Origin of the sequence: Jiella avicenniae, assembly GCF_021390325.1 — a bacterium.
Lineage (GTDB): Bacteria > Pseudomonadota > Alphaproteobacteria > Rhizobiales > Rhizobiaceae > Jiella > Jiella avicenniae.
Map to the genome: position 1 here is coordinate 43,067 of NZ_JAJUWU010000001.1, position 13,851 is coordinate 56,917.

Annotated in this window: 22 protein-coding genes; 19 read left to right on the plus strand and 3 right to left on the minus strand. The window is 67.1% G+C overall.

The features are described 5' to 3' along the window. Window positions 1–19 precede the first annotated feature (19 nt). Window positions 20–532 carry a helix-turn-helix domain-containing protein gene (locus LZD57_RS24100; protein WP_233717103.1) on the minus strand — a complete coding sequence of 171 codons (513 nt, stop codon included), beginning with the start codon at window positions 530–532 and terminating at the stop codon, window positions 20–22. Here LZD57_RS24100 and LZD57_RS00220 point away from each other — a divergent pair. Next, a complete protein-coding gene (locus tag LZD57_RS00220) occupies window positions 446–685 on the plus strand; it encodes a YdaS family helix-turn-helix protein (RefSeq protein ID WP_233717104.1) in 240 nt (79 codons plus the stop codon). The genes LZD57_RS24100 and LZD57_RS00220 overlap by 87 nt on opposite strands. Before the next feature lie 59 nt (window positions 686–744). Here LZD57_RS00220 and LZD57_RS00225 read toward each other — a convergent pair whose 3' ends face one another. Beyond that, window positions 745–1,029 (minus strand): hypothetical protein, encoded by a 285-nt coding sequence (locus tag LZD57_RS00225; protein WP_233717105.1) that lies wholly within the window; start codon window positions 1,027–1,029, stop codon window positions 745–747. 196 nt (window positions 1,030–1,225) lie between these two features. On the opposite strand from LZD57_RS00225, the gene LZD57_RS00230 reads away from it, so the two are divergent. From LZD57_RS00230 to LZD57_RS00285, 12 genes are all read left to right on the plus strand, one after another. After that, a complete protein-coding gene (locus tag LZD57_RS00230) occupies window positions 1,226–1,690 on the plus strand; it encodes a hypothetical protein (RefSeq protein ID WP_233717106.1) in 465 nt (154 codons plus the stop codon). An 18-nt stretch (window positions 1,691–1,708) separates the two neighbouring features. Beyond that, entirely contained in the window at window positions 1,709–2,029 is a 321-nt protein-coding gene (locus tag LZD57_RS00235) for a hypothetical protein (RefSeq protein WP_233717107.1), read from the plus strand. After that, on the plus strand, window positions 2,029–2,301 hold the full coding sequence (locus tag LZD57_RS00240; RefSeq protein ID WP_233717108.1) for a hypothetical protein: 273 nt from the start codon (window positions 2,029–2,031) through the stop codon (window positions 2,299–2,301). Before LZD57_RS00235 ends, LZD57_RS00240 begins: the two co-directional genes overlap by 1 nt. Then, window positions 2,298–2,678 (plus strand): transcriptional regulator, encoded by a 381-nt coding sequence (locus LZD57_RS00245; RefSeq protein WP_233717109.1) that lies wholly within the window; start codon window positions 2,298–2,300, stop codon window positions 2,676–2,678. Before LZD57_RS00240 ends, LZD57_RS00245 begins: the two co-directional genes overlap by 4 nt. A gap of 29 nt (window positions 2,679–2,707) precedes the next feature. Further along, a complete protein-coding gene (locus LZD57_RS00250) occupies window positions 2,708–3,019 on the plus strand; it encodes a hypothetical protein (protein WP_233717110.1) in 312 nt (103 codons plus the stop codon). Next, complete coding sequence (locus tag LZD57_RS00255) at window positions 3,016–3,288, plus strand: hypothetical protein (protein WP_233717111.1); 273 nt, start codon at window positions 3,016–3,018, stop codon at window positions 3,286–3,288. The genes LZD57_RS00250 and LZD57_RS00255 overlap by 4 nt, the downstream gene beginning before the upstream one ends. Continuing rightward, window positions 3,285–3,569, plus strand: a complete 285-nt coding sequence (locus LZD57_RS00260; protein WP_233717112.1) for a hypothetical protein — start codon at window positions 3,285–3,287, stop codon at window positions 3,567–3,569. Before LZD57_RS00255 ends, LZD57_RS00260 begins: the two co-directional genes overlap by 4 nt. Next, window positions 3,566–4,000: a hypothetical protein gene (locus tag LZD57_RS00265; RefSeq protein ID WP_233717113.1), complete on the plus strand. Its 435-nt coding sequence runs from the start codon at window positions 3,566–3,568 to the stop codon at window positions 3,998–4,000. The genes LZD57_RS00260 and LZD57_RS00265 overlap by 4 nt, the downstream gene beginning before the upstream one ends. Continuing rightward, window positions 4,000–4,296 carry a hypothetical protein gene (locus LZD57_RS00270; RefSeq protein WP_233717114.1) on the plus strand — a complete coding sequence of 99 codons (297 nt, stop codon included), beginning with the start codon at window positions 4,000–4,002 and terminating at the stop codon, window positions 4,294–4,296. Before LZD57_RS00265 ends, LZD57_RS00270 begins: the two co-directional genes overlap by 1 nt. Beyond that, complete coding sequence (locus tag LZD57_RS00275) at window positions 4,296–5,408, plus strand: DUF7146 domain-containing protein (protein WP_233717115.1); 1,113 nt, start codon at window positions 4,296–4,298, stop codon at window positions 5,406–5,408. Before LZD57_RS00270 ends, LZD57_RS00275 begins: the two co-directional genes overlap by 1 nt. Further along, window positions 5,405–6,013, plus strand: a complete 609-nt coding sequence (locus LZD57_RS00280) for a hypothetical protein (protein ID WP_233717116.1) — start codon at window positions 5,405–5,407, stop codon at window positions 6,011–6,013. The genes LZD57_RS00275 and LZD57_RS00280 overlap by 4 nt, the downstream gene beginning before the upstream one ends. Window positions 6,014–6,091: 78 nt before the next feature. Further along, window positions 6,092–7,975, plus strand: a complete 1,884-nt coding sequence (locus tag LZD57_RS00285) for a hypothetical protein (RefSeq protein WP_233717117.1) — start codon at window positions 6,092–6,094, stop codon at window positions 7,973–7,975. An 11-nt stretch (window positions 7,976–7,986) separates the two neighbouring features. On the opposite strand, the gene LZD57_RS00290 is transcribed toward LZD57_RS00285, so the two are convergent. Beyond that, on the minus strand, window positions 7,987–8,433 hold the full coding sequence (locus LZD57_RS00290) for a hypothetical protein (RefSeq protein ID WP_233717118.1): 447 nt from the start codon (window positions 8,431–8,433) through the stop codon (window positions 7,987–7,989). A 412-nt stretch (window positions 8,434–8,845) separates the two neighbouring features. On the opposite strand from LZD57_RS00290, the gene LZD57_RS00295 reads away from it, so the two are divergent. From LZD57_RS00295 to LZD57_RS00320, 6 genes are all read left to right on the plus strand, one after another. Beyond that, window positions 8,846–9,442, plus strand: a complete 597-nt coding sequence (locus tag LZD57_RS00295; protein WP_233717119.1) for a hypothetical protein — start codon at window positions 8,846–8,848, stop codon at window positions 9,440–9,442. Between the two features lie 257 nt (window positions 9,443–9,699). After that, on the plus strand, window positions 9,700–9,969 hold the full coding sequence (locus tag LZD57_RS00300) for a hypothetical protein (protein ID WP_233717120.1): 270 nt from the start codon (window positions 9,700–9,702) through the stop codon (window positions 9,967–9,969). Continuing rightward, window positions 9,966–11,489 (plus strand): hypothetical protein, encoded by a 1,524-nt coding sequence (locus LZD57_RS00305; protein WP_233717121.1) that lies wholly within the window; start codon window positions 9,966–9,968, stop codon window positions 11,487–11,489. The genes LZD57_RS00300 and LZD57_RS00305 overlap by 4 nt, the downstream gene beginning before the upstream one ends. Next, window positions 11,479–11,982, plus strand: a complete 504-nt coding sequence (locus tag LZD57_RS00310) for a hypothetical protein (protein ID WP_233717122.1) — start codon at window positions 11,479–11,481, stop codon at window positions 11,980–11,982. The genes LZD57_RS00305 and LZD57_RS00310 overlap by 11 nt, the downstream gene beginning before the upstream one ends. A gap of 37 nt (window positions 11,983–12,019) precedes the next feature. Continuing rightward, window positions 12,020–12,226 carry a hypothetical protein gene (locus LZD57_RS00315; protein ID WP_233717123.1) on the plus strand — a complete coding sequence of 69 codons (207 nt, stop codon included), beginning with the start codon at window positions 12,020–12,022 and terminating at the stop codon, window positions 12,224–12,226. A gap of 3 nt (window positions 12,227–12,229) precedes the next feature. Beyond that, on the plus strand, window positions 12,230–13,828 hold the full coding sequence (locus LZD57_RS00320; RefSeq protein ID WP_420844702.1) for a portal protein: 1,599 nt from the start codon (window positions 12,230–12,232) through the stop codon (window positions 13,826–13,828). Window positions 13,829–13,851 lie beyond the last annotated feature (23 nt).

Genomic DNA, 13,851 nt, shown 5'->3' on the forward strand with positions numbered 1-13,851 from the left:
CGCTATCGCGTCAGTTGAGTTAAGCCCGCTTCCGAGGGAACGCCGCTTCCAGCGTCCGCTTCATGCGTTCGATCTCGTCGCGGCTGCGATCGGCGAAAAACTTCGCCATCCAGTCGTCGTCAGGGTGGCGAAAAAGAGCGTCGCGATCGCAGTTGAAAAGCGCAGCCAGCCGGTTTTGATAGTCTTCGCTGGGAGTCGAGCCCTTGTACCAGCGTGAAACGACACTCTTGTCGGCATCGAGTTCGCGCGCCAGGTCCGCCTGCGTCATCCCCCGAGCCTCGGCCCAGTCCGGGATATGATGAGGGCGTCGTGGCTGCTTCATGTGATGGATGCGCACGATCTCGGTCATAGCCATCATGTGCGACAAATTCTCCGCCGACGTCGTTAGCGAGTTGCGCAGGGAAACGGGTTGACGAATGTTGCAAGTTGCGCAACATGTCGCTCCATGCGAACCAAATCGTCCCCCATCGCCGAACACCGCGAGAAGCATCGGCTGACGCTCGAAGCGTTTGGTCGGCTTTTCGGCGTTCACAAAACCACGGTCAGGCGATGGGAGTTGGATCGTGCCCCCGCTGATCGTGTCATCGAGATCGAGCGTCTGACCGGCCTTTCGCGCCAGGTGCTTCGTCCGGACATCTTCGGGGAAGCGGCCGCGCCGGTATCGTCCGAAAGGACGGCGGCATGACCGGCGCCGCAGACATGTATCGCAAACTGCCGCGCGTCCCCCGGCTGGGCGAATTGACGCTAGCGCTCACGCGGCTCCCCGAGGCGAAGGCGGCGCGCTTCGTCGAAGAGTTTCTTGATCTTATCGAGCGCGATGGCGCGAGCGCGCCGGCGGATGGCGTTTTCAGTCTCGCCAGCGGCACCGACCATTTTCTTAAAGTCATCGAGCGCCAGTACCTCGAAGCGGGTCAGAGCCCCCTCGGAGACGGGACCGTCGCGCGCAGCGCGGCCGAGCTGGGCATAGGCGCGGGTGAAGACGGCGTTGATCAGGCTGCCGGCCATCTCTTCGGCCGAGGTAAACTTCATCGGTTCCTCCAGGCTGTCGCTAGCCGTTCCCGCAAGCGAGACGGGGCCGGTCGATGACTTCCCAATCCGCCGGCCCCGATCGTCTGATGATGACTTGCAACCACATACTGTATTCACGCCTGTCTCCTTGGCGGAGTCAACCGCCGGCGTGCGCCGTCCCCCTTTCCGATCCTCAAGATAGATCGGGAAACTTACCATGTCCGACACGAATGGTGTCGCGGACGGCACTTTTGGTGTCGCCTGCGACACGCGTGACGCCGTGAGCTTCGCGGCGCTGGAGCCGGCGGTGGCCGAGGCGGTGCGCGACATGCGCCGGCTGCACCGGGCGCTCGACGACGGCCTGAGCGACAATCACGAATCGACGCGGGCGAAGATCGCGCGGCAGACCGGGGTTCCGGTCAGCTATCTGAAGCGGCTGCATCAGCGGGCGTCGGAGATGCCCGACGTCTCCGGCAAATGGGCGCGGGCGCTGCGGCTGGCCTGCGAAAGGCTCGACGCCCGCACGGCGCGGCTGAAGCACCAGACGGGAAAGATCGAGCATGAGCTTTCGACGATCCGTGGCGCGCGCGCTCGCCGCCGAGGCGAAGCGCGCGGCGGCGCGGATCAAGTGGCTGTTCTGGAAAAGCCTGGAGGCGACCGAACGATGGGTCGCGAGGCATAGGCGAAAGGGGAAGCGGTGATGGCAGGAATTCGCACAAAAGGCACCGAATTCGAGGGCTTCCAAGTGCCGACGATCGGACCAATCGCGCACGAAGCACCGGCATGGTGGTCGTCCATTTTCGCCGCGCCGCCAATGCTGCTGCGCCCCAATGGCAAGCTCGTCGAAATCGAGCTGCCGCAAGGCAAGGTGATCGAGGGGCTCGACGGCGGCGCACTGATCGGCGCGTTCGGCAGAACGCTCTATGCCGGACCCGGTCACTGGATTTTCCGCCATCGGCGCTCGGGTGATCTGACGCGCGTGACGCCGGAAGACTTCGCCGCCAACTACGAGGCGGTGTGATGGCTGAGGCGATCACCGATGTTTTCGAGATCGCGCGCTGGCCGCTGGCTTCCGGCCACGGCCACCGCGTCCTCGCCGAGCGTTGCGGCCTGTTGAAGATCGGCACCATCGGCCCGATCGCGGACGGCGTCGCCTTCGCGGTCGAGGCCGAGTTTTCTCGGGAAACCGCCGGCACGCTGGCCGCGCGCGTCATGGCCGGCGACGAGACGGCGATGACGCATCCGCAGGCGCTGCGCATCCTCGCCGCCGCCTATCTCGACGAGGTGGGATGATGACCGCGCTCGGCGCCGTGACGCCAGCAGACGGCCGTGAGGCGATGCGTCTAGACGGGTGTCTCGAATGCGGCGCGGGGTTTCAGCGGCGGCGCGAGCACGGGGCGTTCTGCTCGCCGCGATGCCGCGGAACCTTCAACAACCGCCGCGCCCGGCGCGGGGCGGAACTCTACGACCTCTACATGGCGCATCGCTACGAGCGGCCGCTGGCGCGGGCGCTCGGCCTGTTCCAGGCGATCAACCGGCTGGCCTCGGTCTATCGGGCCGAGGACCTGTCGCAGCGCGACGGCCGGGCGAGCTGGCGGCGGCCGCAGGAGGTGATGGCCGAGCGGCCGTTCCTCAAGGCGATCGCCACGGCGACGCGGGCGGGCCGATGAACGCCGAACCCCTTTTCCCGGAGATTTCCATGGCCGACCGCCTGCATCTCGAACGCCTGTCGAAGCGCCTTACCGCCGAGGGTCAATTGATCGAGGCCGGCTGGATCGGCCTCCGGCTGGCGGCGATCCCGCACGACGCGCCGCCGATCCAGCTGACGGAAATGCGCAACGCCTTCTTCGCCGGGGCGCATCACCTCTTGGCCAGCATCATGACCATCCTCGATCCGGGCGAGGAGCCGACGGCGGCGGACCTCGAACGCCTGTCGCAGATCCGGCGCGAGCTGGACGCCTTCATCGCCGACTACGCGGCCAAGGCGATGCCGACGGACGGCAGCGCATGACGCCGCCGCTGCGGGTGGCGGCGATCGACCGCTTCGACCCGAGCTACGGCACGCAGGCGCGCTTCGTCGACGCGCTGATCGGCGAGGTGGCGCTGACCTGGCGCGAAGCGGGGGTGAAGGGCGAGCGGCTGATCGAGGCGGACTGGACGGACGGGGTGCTGTTCCTCCTCACCGGCGCCGACGCCAGGCCGCTGACGCGCGCGGCGGTGCGGCAGTTTCTGAAGGCCAGCCAGGACGCGAAGAGAAGAGGGGGACGGAAGGCGGCATGACGACGAGCATCATCACCCAGCAGCTCGACGAGGCGCGGGACGATCCCAGGGCACGGGCGCGGCTGATCGCGTCCATGCCGTGGTGGTCGCTGATGGGCAACGAAACGCGGCAGTGGATCGGCGCGCACGGGACCATGGCCGAGCGCCAGTATCTCGCGAGCGTCAATTCGCTGCTCAGTTCCACCTGGCAGGTTCGACAGGCGTCGCTCGACGTCGTCGCCGCCAGCCTGCGGCAGCTTGCGGAGCAAGCCAATCCCATCATGACGGTGACGCCGTCATGATCCGTCGGCGCGCGCCTCACGACCGGGACCGGCTGGCCTATCTCGTCGCCGCGGGCATCGCGGCGGAACTCTGCCGCGTCGAGGTCGACGACGTGATCGCCCGCGGCACGCCCGGCACGTTCCGCCGGCGGCGGGTGCGCACGGCGCGGGCGCTCGCCCTCTATCTCGCCCATACCGGCGCAAATCTTTCGATCGCCCGCGTGTCACGGGCGAGCGGGCGAACGAAACAGCGGGTGTCGTTTCTTTGCCACCTCATCGAGGACCGGCGCGACGAGCCGGCCTTCGAGGTGCTGGTCTCGCGGGCCGAGGGCTGGTTCCTGCTGCGCTTCGGCGCCGCGCCGATCGCGATGGTGGCGGCGATCGCCGGCGCCAGCCGCGACGCGGCGCTGGCGCGCTCGGCAGCCGTGTATCTGGCGGAAAGGGCGGCGTGATGCTGGAGGAAACCTTCAGAGAGTTCGATGCCCGCACTCGCCCGCTTCATCCGGAAGAGCGGATGGCGAAGCTACGTGCGCGCAACGCGGTTGCTGAAAAGTTCTTGCGAACAAACCTGAAAGCAGGCGATCGCCTTCGAGCCACCAAAGCCGAGTGTTCTTCGCGCGAAGCCAGTTTCACCTTTTCCGGATGGGACGGCGGCTGGATCATGTCCAAAAGCGGCTGCTCGATCGCGCCGCTTTCCGTCTACAGCGTGAACGGCAAAGTCCTGCGTTTTCCGGTCGAGATCGCCTGATGACCTCCGGCCCGACCTTCGAGGACATCCGCGCCGCGCTGGAAATGCGCATCGTCGAATTGTGCGAGCGGCTGGCGCCGGCGGAGGCCTACCGGGCGAATGGCGGGGCCTACTGGTTCGCGCTCAATCCGACGCGGGCGGACCGGCGGCCGGGCTCGTTCTGGATCAGGCTGAAGCCGCCGATCGGCGTCTGGTGCGACCATGCGACCGGCGAAGGCGGCGATCTCTTCAAGCTGATCCAGTACATCGAGCGCCTGCCGGACTATGCGGCCGTGCGCGCCTGGTCGCTGGCCTTTCTCGGCTGGTCGAAAGACATGCCGAAGCCGACGGCGGCGAAGATCGCCGCCGATCGGCGGCGGGCCGAAGCGCTGACGCAAAAGCGGGCGGCGCTGGGGGAGGCGAGCCTTGCCGACAACCGCCGGCGGGCGCTCGGCCTGTGGCTGACCGGCGAGCCGATGGGCGCCGAGATCCCGACGCTCGTCCGGCGCTATCTCGCCGGGCGCGGCATCGCCATCGACCGGCTGCCGAACGCGCTGCGGTTTCTGCCGTCGCACGACTACCGCCTCGCCGACGGCAGCCGGATCGCGCGGCCGTGCATCCCCGCGCTGATGACCGGGCCGGACGGCAAGCCGTGGGCGGTGCACCGGACCTGGCTCGAGCCGGACGGCTCGGCCAAGGCGGTGTTCCCCGACCCGGAGCGCAACAAGCCGCGCAAGATCTGGCCCGCCGGCTGGCAGGGCGCCGTCATCCGCCTGTCGAAGGGCGACAGCGGCGTCTCGCCGGAGGAGGCCGGACGCACCGGCGAGATCGGGCCGCTCGGCATCGTCGAGGGCTGGGAAGACGGGCTGCCGATCGTCATCGCCCGGCCGGACTTTCGCGTGTGGGCGGCGGGAACGCTCGGGAACATCGGGCACGTGCCGATGCTCGGCTGCATCGAGAGCGCGATCGTCTTCGCCGACAACGACTGGAACAACCCGCAGGCCGAGCGCTCGCTCGCCGACGGGCTTTCGAGACTGCGGGCGCCGCAATTCGGCATGGCGTCCCGCAGGGTGAGCGTCGCGCGGTCCTGGCGCGGCAAGGACGTCAACGATCTGCATAGAGGTGCAGCATGAAACACACTCAGATCGCCACCGTGGCGCTGGCGGCCGCCGGCCATGCCTATGCGGCGCTCGCCGTGGAGGACGGGCGGGTGACCGAGGCGAGCTTCGCCGCCTTCCTGGCGAGGAACGGCGACGACGCGCGGCGGCTCTACGGCTATTGCCGCGAGCGCGGCTTTCCGAAGCCGGAGATCCTGTGGCGCAAGTCGCACGAGTTCGAGGGCGAGCCGGTCAGCCGCGACTGGACGGCGATCGCCGAGGCCGAGCGCGCCTTCTTCACCGCGTTTCGTGCCGTGGCCGAGGCGATGGAGGCGTTTCACGAGGAGGACGCGGCCGACGCCCCGTTTCCCGCCTCCGGCTGGCAGGCGCTGTTCCGCGCGGCCGAGGACCAGACGGTTGCGGCGGAACCCGCAGCAACTCGATCTGACGACGTGGATCAGGCGGCAGACGGCGCGGCAGGAGAAGGCCCGAGCGCTGACGGCGTTCCTGCCGCTGAAGCCGTGAGCGCGCCGCCGGCGGCCGAGACCGGCGAGGCGGCGGCCGAGGCAACGACGGAGACCGGGACGGAAAAGCCGGCGGCGCCGGCGAAGGCCAGGCGCGGGGCTCCCAACCCCGCGTGAGCGACCGGCGGCGCGGGGCGGTTCGATGTGAGCGCGCCGCCGGTCCATTCATTCCACTGCCAGACATGAAAGCCTGCCGTGCCATCTCGCGGAGACGACGACTTTTTGCCCTCGGCCAATGCCGGTCTGGCCGACGTCAAGGCGATGATCGCCGACGCCGAGGACGAAGACGCGGCCTATGCGCTGGAGCTCGGCCGCGGCGACCCGTTGCCGGGGCAGAAGTTCGAAGGCGTCACGCCGGGCGAATGGGAGCCCGGCGACGACGGCCTGCCGGACAGTTGCCCGGTGCTGCCGCTCGGCACCGAGGAGGGCGTATTCCATTTCATCGACGTCATCGGGCAGCTCAGGAGCTTCAAGGGCTCCGAACTCGGCCAGAGCGGCATCAACGAACTGTTCATGGGCCGGCATCTGTGGCTGCAATGGGCCTGGCCGCAATACAACAAGGACAAAGCCATCGTCGGCTGGCGGGCGAACAAGGCCCGCGAGGACCTGATGGGCGCCTGCGGCCGGAAAGGCTCGTGGAACGCCATCGACCGGGTGCGCGGCCGCGGCGGCTGGACCGGCCGGGACGGGCGGCTGATGTTCCACGCCGGCAACCGGCTCGTCTCGCTCGGCCTCGCCGGCCAGGGCCGGGCGTCGTCGGGGCTGAAGAAGGAGGCGATCGGCGAACTCGACGGCATGGTCTATCCGACGCGGCCGCCGCTGCCGAAGCCCTGGCCGGTCAGCCTGATCGACCAGGACGGGCCGGCAACGGCGCTCTTGCCGCATTTCCAGACCTGGCACTGGATGCGCCCCGACCTCGATCCGGTGCTTCTGATCGGCTGGCTGGGCGCCGCCTATCTCGGCGCGGCGCTCCGGTGGCGCCCGGCGATCGTCATCATGGGCGACAAGGCGACCGGCAAGTCGAGCCTGCAGGAAGACGTCAAGGCGATGTTCGGGCCGGCGCTGCTGCAGAGCGCGGACGCGACGGCCGCCGGCATCTATCAGCAGCTGAAGTTCGACTGCCTTCCGGTCGCCGTCGACGAGTTCGAGGCGAAGGCCGACACGCGCAAGGCCAAGGCCGTGCTGGAGCTGATGCGGCTTTCGGCCTCGGGCGCGCCGATGCACCGCGGCGGCGACAACCACAAGGGAACGCAGTTCCAGGGGCGCTCGGCCTTCGCCTTTTCGGCCATCAACATTCCGCCGCTCGACCCGCAGGACCTGTCACGCCTGGCGCTGCTTCGCCTGAAGCGGCTGCGCGAGGGCGAGGAGAAGCCGATCATCCCCGTCGAGGAGCTGGCGGTGCTCGGCCGCAAGATCATGCGCCGGCTGCTCGACAACTGGCACCGCTGGCCGGCCACCTATCAGGCCTGGCGGCGGTTCCTCGCCTCGTGCGGCCACGACGGCCGCGGCCAGGACACTTTCGGCACGCTGATGGCGCTCGCCGACATGATCGTCGACCGCGACGCCGGCAAGCTCAATCTCTGCCTCGCCGAGAACGCCGAAGACTACGAGCCCTGGCGCGAGGTGCTGTCGAGCCGCAACCTCATCGAATACGAGGGCATGTTCGAGAACTGGCAGAACTGCCTCAACCACGTCATGTCGAAGCGCATCGAGGCCTGGCGGGGCGGCACGCGCCACACGGTCGGCGAGGTGCTGACCGAGTTCTTCGAGGCGGACGTCAACAATCAGGACGCCATCGGCTATCAGGGTGCGCGCAAGCTCCTGGAGCAGACGGGCCTGACCCTCCTCAGGCCGGGCGACGGCCGCGACGACTACGCGCTGTTCATCCCCAACCAGCACCCGGCGCTGTTCGAGCTGTTCGCCGGCTCGAAATGGCAGGGCGAGATGAACGCCGGCACGTGGATCGGCGCTCTCGACCAGGCACCGATGGCGCTCGTCGCCAGCGGCCGCATCGACGGGCGCAAGCATCGCGGCCGGGCGTTTCTGCTCAAGGACATCATCGCGGAGGTGGAGGGGTGACGGCGCAATCTTCAGAACGGGGCGACACGCCGCAGCACGGCCGCGATCGCGTCGCTGGCGTTGAACATGGTGCCGGCAAATGGCGCGCTGGCAATGAAGACGGCCAAGCCGATCGCCCAGCGCTTGGCTCGCTCCGTTTTCGACCGCGGTTCATGCGGCAGGCGATGTTCGATTTGGAAGCGCATCCGCTCACGATCCGCACGCTCCCATCGCGTGACGACCCATACGAGAGGTCCCCAGGCGACGACGATCGCGGCGAGGTTCCAGATCGTGATCAGGATCTCTGCAATCATGCCCGTCTCGATCTTCTTTGCCCGTACCCTTGCCATGCTAGCCGCAACGCGAGCCGGCGGCGAGAGCGCCGGTCCGGCGCGACGCCGGCGGCGGCGATGACGGGTATCAGATCGAGAAATCTTGCCGCGCGGTAGCGCGGCGCCGCTTGATCCCACGAGCCTCACGGATGACGATCACCCACACCCCGCAGCGCCGGAAACATGACGCCCGCACCCGCACCCATAGGTTTGCAGGGAAAGACCGCGGGCGTTTTGGCGGCGGTTTGGGGCAGGGTGGAACGGCTGGAACGCTCTGGAACGCGCGACCGTTCCAGCCAAGTGACTGAAACATAAGGCAGATTTCGAAAGTGGAACGCTGGAACGCCAGAATGCACATGGTCTCGCACGCGCGCGCGCGTACACGGGAAGTATGTATATATGCGTTCCAGCGTTCCAAGGGTAAGTTTTCATATAGAAAGCAAAGACTTAGCTGGAACACTCGCCGGTTCCACGGCGTTCCAGCCGTTCCACTTTCGAGATTTTCCATCGCAATCAACGGCTTGGCCGTTCGCGGCAATAAAGAAAGGGGTGTCTAAGGATGGCGACCGATCCAAAGCACGGTTTGAGCGGCGCGGTGGGACTGGATCTGGCTGCGCGGGGGCTGTCTGAAAAGGACGAGGCCGGCGAGGCGGTGCAGGACGACCTCTTCGCCGGGTCGAGCGTCTTCGGGACGCTGCAGGTCGGCGGCAAGCCGGTGACGCGGAGCGGGCCGGGGCGCCCGAAGGGATCGCGCAACCGCTCGACGGCCGAGCTGGCGAAGCTGATCTCGACGACGGGCAGGCATCCGGTGCTGGCGATGGCCGAGATCGTCTCGACGCCGATCGACGTCATCGCCGCGACGCTCGGCTGCAAGCGGATCGAGGCGGCCGAGTATCACCGCAAGGTCATGGCGGACCTCGCGCCCTACGTGGCGCAGAAGATGCCGACGGCCGTCCAGGTCGAGGGCGCGACGGCCGGGATGCTGACGATCGTCCAGCTCGGCCAGGCGACGGGTGGCGGAGGCCTCAGCGAGCACGGGCTGGCACTGACGCTGGCCGGTGGCACCGGCGACGACGAGAGCGAGGAAAATCAGACACTTAGCGATGATGAGGCCGAGGTCTCACACGATGACGCCTCACACGGTGGCGACAAGTGACTGACGGCATTGACGAAACGGCCCTAGACCAGCTGATTGAGGATCATCGGGACGGCGCGGCGGCGGCGACCAGGCCGGCGCCCGGATCGGTCCGGAGGGGGGTGGTCTCGCCGGCGGCGGGCGGCGGCCGGGGGGTGCCCCCGAAACGCGGTTCCCTTCCCGGATCGGTGGACCGCTGTGCGGTTTTAGGCCGTCAAATCGGCCTGATTGGACAGACTGAAAAATCGAAAACGAGCGCTAGCGAGGAGGGGTCGGGGGTGAGGCCTGCCGCCAGCCGCCACAATGCCGGCGGCAAATTCGGCGCAAAGCATGTCGATGCCGACATGCGCGCGGAGATGACGATTTTCGATAGCCTGCCTGGCTCCTGCCGCGCGATCCTGGCGGACGCGCCGTTCAACTATGTGCCAAGTGCCATCGCAGCGCAACTGGCCAAGGGGCGGTCTGTGGAGGGCGTCTGCGCGACCATGCGCGCCAGCATCCGCGCCCATCTCGACGCCGCTTATAAGAGCCGGGGGATCGCTCGATGACGGCGGGGCTCGACGTCCGTACTTATACGCCGCCGGGTGACGTAGCCTCGCAGTTCCTGGCGAGCCGAGAAGCGGTCCGCTTCATCAAAGGTCCGATCGGATCGGGCAAGACGAACCTCGTCTTCTTCGACATGATCACCTGCGCGTCGCAAATGCCGAAATGCAGCTATGGCAGCAACGCCGGAAACCGCCTCTTCCGTGGCCTGATCCTGCGCGAAAACTACACCGACCTGTGGCGAACGACCATTCCATCGTGGTGGCAGTGGTTCCCGGAAGGCGTCGGCGACTGGAAAGGCTCACCGGGCCGCCAGGCCATCCACAAGCTGCGCTTCGAGATGCCCGACGGCGGGTTCCTGGTCTTCGAGATCTGGTTCATGGCGATCGAGGACCACAAGGTCGAGGACGTGCTTCGCGGCATCGAGTTCACCATGGCCAACATGAACGAGGCCGACCGCCTGGCAGAGGACGTGTTGACCTATCTCGTCGGCCGCGTCGTCCAGCGCCGTTTTCCGCCGAAGCGCTTCTTCGCCGAACGCGATCGCAACTACTTCGTCGGCGTCACGGGCGACCTCAACCCGCCGGACACGGATAGCTGGATCTACCAGACGTTCGAGGAGTTGCAGCCGTCCGGCCACAAGATGTTTCACCAACCGTCCGGCCTGTCGCCGCGCGGCGAAAACCGATCCGGCGTGACGCTGGCGGAATATCAGGAGATCGCGCGGCTCAATCAGCACCGGCCGTGGTGGGTCAAGCGCATGGTCGAGGGACGCTACGGGCCGTCCCGGGACGGAACGCCGTGCTTTCCCGAATATGACGACGACCGGCATTTCGCCGGCGACGAGCTGAAACCGCTTCCGGGCCTCGGCCTGCGGCTCGGCTTCGATCAGGGCGTCCGCGGTCCGGCGATGATCGTGGCGCAATGGACGCCGTCCGGCCAGCTTCGTGTCCTCGACGAACTCTATGTCGGCCGGATGGGGCCGACGCGTTTCGGCCATGAATGCCGGCTCCTCCTCGAAAGCCGCTACCAGGGTTTTTCCGTCGATTGGGCAACTTGCGACCCGGCTGGCCTGGCGGGGGCGGACACGGAAGGCGGGGACTATTCCTGGCATCAGATCATGGAGCGCGAGATGGGCATGCCGATCGCGGCCGCGCCCAGCCAGGAAATCAAGCTTCGCCATGACGGCGTGTCGCAGCTGCTGCGCTATTCGATCGACGGTCGTCAACCGGCTCTGATCGTCTCGTCGCGGTGCAAGATGCTGCGCAAGGGGTTCAACTCGCATTACCGTTTCAAAGTGCGCAAGAACGGCGTCGAGACCAGCCTCGATCCGAAGCCGGAAAAGAACGAGTTTGCCGACGTCCACGACGCGCTGCAGTACCTGATCGAAGATCTGATGGGCATCGAAGGCATCACGCAGGGACTGCTGACGGGCATGGGGCACAATGGCGGTCCGCCGCTCGACGACGACGAGGAGCGATCGAGCGTCACGCCGTCGACGGATTTCAACGTCTATGCCGTCTGACGGCCTGACGATCGTCGCAGCGACGCCGGCGATCGCCGCCCTGATGCGGCCGAGCCTGCCGCTCCGCGTGTGGCGGCGGCTGGCGGCGCAGACGGCGATGGGGCCGAGCTTCGCCGTTCTCGGCGCCGACCGCCCGCTGGCGATCGTCGGCTTCGTGCCGATCGAGGCCGGCATGCTCGAACTGTGGATGACGGTTCCACCCGGCTTCCGGCGCCTGGCGGAGGCGGCCGCGGTGCTGCGGCTTCTGACGCGCCGCATCCGGTCCGTCTTTCCCGATCGCGTCATCCTCGCCCGGATAGACGACCGCAACCTGCCGGGCCAGCGGCTCGCCTTCTGCGGCGGCTTCCTGCCGACGGACCAGATGCTCGGCGTCACGTCGCGCCGCAGCTGGGTCCGCCCTCCATTCGCCGCCATCGAGTTGCTGCCGACGGCCGAGCGCCGGGCGATCGCCGCCGTCCTGGCGGGAAACATGACGGTTCGTTCCGGCCCGTAGGCTGCGCGCCCATCGAGATCGGGCGAGGATCAGACCCATGGGTGACGCGATCGGCAAACTTTTCGGTGCCAAGAAGCCGGAAGGTCCGACCGAGGCCGAAAAGGCCATGCAGCGCGATCGCGAGACCCGCGCCAATCGCGACGAGGCCGAGGAGGACAAGAAGCTCGCGCTGGTCTCGCGCGCGCAGTCGCTGCGGCGATCCCTGTCCTACCAGGGCGACGGCAAACAAACGACCGGGGGTTGATGCTTGGCCGACCCGGAAGCCATCGAAAAGCGCAGCTCCAGAGCCTATGAGAAGTGCCGGCCAGCCAAGGAAATGCTGGACGAGCTGTACGACTACGTCCTGCCCTATCGGAAGCCAGCCACGCAGCCCGTCCATGGCTCGGAAAAGCGCGTCGAGAAGATCTACGACGCCACCGCGACCAAGGCGGCCTTCCGCTTCGCCGGTCGGATGCAGCAGGACGTCACGCCGTCGTTCCAGAAATTCTTCGAGCTGAAGACCGGCCCCTATCTGGAAAAGACCGGCGACGAGAAAAAGGAAATCGAAGAGCAGCTGGAGACGGTCTCGAAAAAGATCGCGGCCGTCCTGGAAGGTGCGAATTTCGCGGTGGCCTCGGGCGAGATGTATCTCGACCTCTTCGGCGGTACGGCGGCGCTCCTCATGCTGCCGGACAAACAGGACATCGTTTCGTTCACCGCCGTGCCGGTCGCCGAAATCGCACTTTCCGAGGACGGTCGCGGCAAGGTCAACGCCGTCTACTGGGAAAAGCAGTTCGACGCGTCGGACGTCGAGGGGCTGTGGCCCGAGACGAAGATGTCGCCCGAGCTGAAGAAACTCGTCGAGGACAGCCCGGCCGAACCGGTCACGATCGTCCAGGCGAGCGAATTCAACCGCACGACCGGGCAGTGGAACTTCACGGCCTGGCGGAAGGGCAAGCTGAAAGACGAGGGGCCGCTCTACGAGATCGCCGAAAAGACCTGCCCCTGGTTGACGCCGCGCTTCTACAAGGTGCCGGGCGAGCCGATGGGCCGTGGCCCCGGCTCGATGGGGCTGCCGACGGCGAAGACGCTCAACAAGGTCACCGAACTGACGCTGAAGGCCGCCGCCTTCGCGATCCTCGGCCTGTGGATGGTGAAGAACGACCGCGTCTTCAACCCGAAGACGGCGCGCATGGTCCCCGGCGCGATGTGGAAGGTGGCATCGACCGGCGGCACCATGGGCGCCTCGATCGCCAAATTGGAAGTGCCGGGCCGCTTCGACATCTCCAACATCATCCTGCAGGACCTGCGGGAAGCGCTGAAACAGATGATGCTCGACGATACGCTGCCGCCCGACAGCGGCGCGGTGCGCTCGGCCACGGAGATCGTCGAGCGGATGAAGCGCCTTTCGGCCGACCTCTCCGGCGCCTATGCGCGACTGGTCCTCGAAATCATCCGCCCGCTGATCCAGCGGGTGATCGACATTCTCGATCGGTTCAAGCTGATCGAAAGCCCGCTGACGATCGACCAGCTGCTGTTCAAGGTCGAGGTGACGTCACCGATCGCCAAGATGCAGCAGGCGCAGGACGTCTCGTCCCTGGTCGAATGGCTGCAGATGATCCTGTCGCTCGGCGGCCCGCAGATGATGATGATGAGCGCCAAGATCGAGGACATCTTCGGCGACATGGGCCGCAAGCTCGGCATCTCGGAAAAATACATCCGGTCCGAGGCCGACAAGAAGAAAATCCAGCAGATGGTCGCAGCGCTGATCGCCCAGGCCCAGCAGCCCGCCCAGGCGGCCGCCGGTCTCGGCGCCGGCGCCGGCGATCCATCGCAACAGCAGAGCGCGCCGGCGATGGCGGGCTGAACGAAGGAGGCAGGAGGCAGGAC

Excerpts from the sequence above, each read along its gene's own strand:
- LZD57_RS00220 (WP_233717104.1), top strand. The coding sequence starts at position 446 with ATGCGAACCAAATCGTCCCCCATCGCCGAACACCGCGAGAAGCATCGG.
- LZD57_RS00225 (WP_233717105.1), bottom strand. The coding sequence starts at position 1,029 with ATGAAGTTTACCTCGGCCGAAGAGATGGCCGGCAGCCTGATCAACGCC.
- LZD57_RS00230 (WP_233717106.1), top strand. The coding sequence starts at position 1,226 with ATGTCCGACACGAATGGTGTCGCGGACGGCACTTTTGGTGTCGCCTGC.
- LZD57_RS00235 (WP_233717107.1), top strand. The coding sequence starts at position 1,709 with ATGGCAGGAATTCGCACAAAAGGCACCGAATTCGAGGGCTTCCAAGTG.
- LZD57_RS00240 (WP_233717108.1), top strand. The coding sequence starts at position 2,029 with ATGGCTGAGGCGATCACCGATGTTTTCGAGATCGCGCGCTGGCCGCTG.
- LZD57_RS00245 (WP_233717109.1), top strand. The coding sequence starts at position 2,298 with ATGATGACCGCGCTCGGCGCCGTGACGCCAGCAGACGGCCGTGAGGCG.
- LZD57_RS00250 (WP_233717110.1), top strand. The coding sequence starts at position 2,708 with ATGGCCGACCGCCTGCATCTCGAACGCCTGTCGAAGCGCCTTACCGCC.
- LZD57_RS00255 (WP_233717111.1), top strand. The coding sequence starts at position 3,016 with ATGACGCCGCCGCTGCGGGTGGCGGCGATCGACCGCTTCGACCCGAGC.
- LZD57_RS00260 (WP_233717112.1), top strand. The coding sequence starts at position 3,285 with ATGACGACGAGCATCATCACCCAGCAGCTCGACGAGGCGCGGGACGAT.
- LZD57_RS00265 (WP_233717113.1), top strand. The coding sequence starts at position 3,566 with ATGATCCGTCGGCGCGCGCCTCACGACCGGGACCGGCTGGCCTATCTC.
- LZD57_RS00270 (WP_233717114.1), top strand. The coding sequence starts at position 4,000 with ATGCTGGAGGAAACCTTCAGAGAGTTCGATGCCCGCACTCGCCCGCTT.
- LZD57_RS00275 (WP_233717115.1), top strand. The coding sequence starts at position 4,296 with ATGACCTCCGGCCCGACCTTCGAGGACATCCGCGCCGCGCTGGAAATG.
- LZD57_RS00280 (WP_233717116.1), top strand. The coding sequence starts at position 5,405 with ATGAAACACACTCAGATCGCCACCGTGGCGCTGGCGGCCGCCGGCCAT.
- LZD57_RS00295 (WP_233717119.1), top strand. The coding sequence starts at position 8,846 with ATGGCGACCGATCCAAAGCACGGTTTGAGCGGCGCGGTGGGACTGGAT.
- LZD57_RS00305 (WP_233717121.1), top strand. The coding sequence starts at position 9,966 with ATGACGGCGGGGCTCGACGTCCGTACTTATACGCCGCCGGGTGACGTA.
- LZD57_RS00310 (WP_233717122.1), top strand. The coding sequence starts at position 11,479 with ATGCCGTCTGACGGCCTGACGATCGTCGCAGCGACGCCGGCGATCGCC.
- LZD57_RS00315 (WP_233717123.1), top strand. The coding sequence starts at position 12,020 with ATGGGTGACGCGATCGGCAAACTTTTCGGTGCCAAGAAGCCGGAAGGT.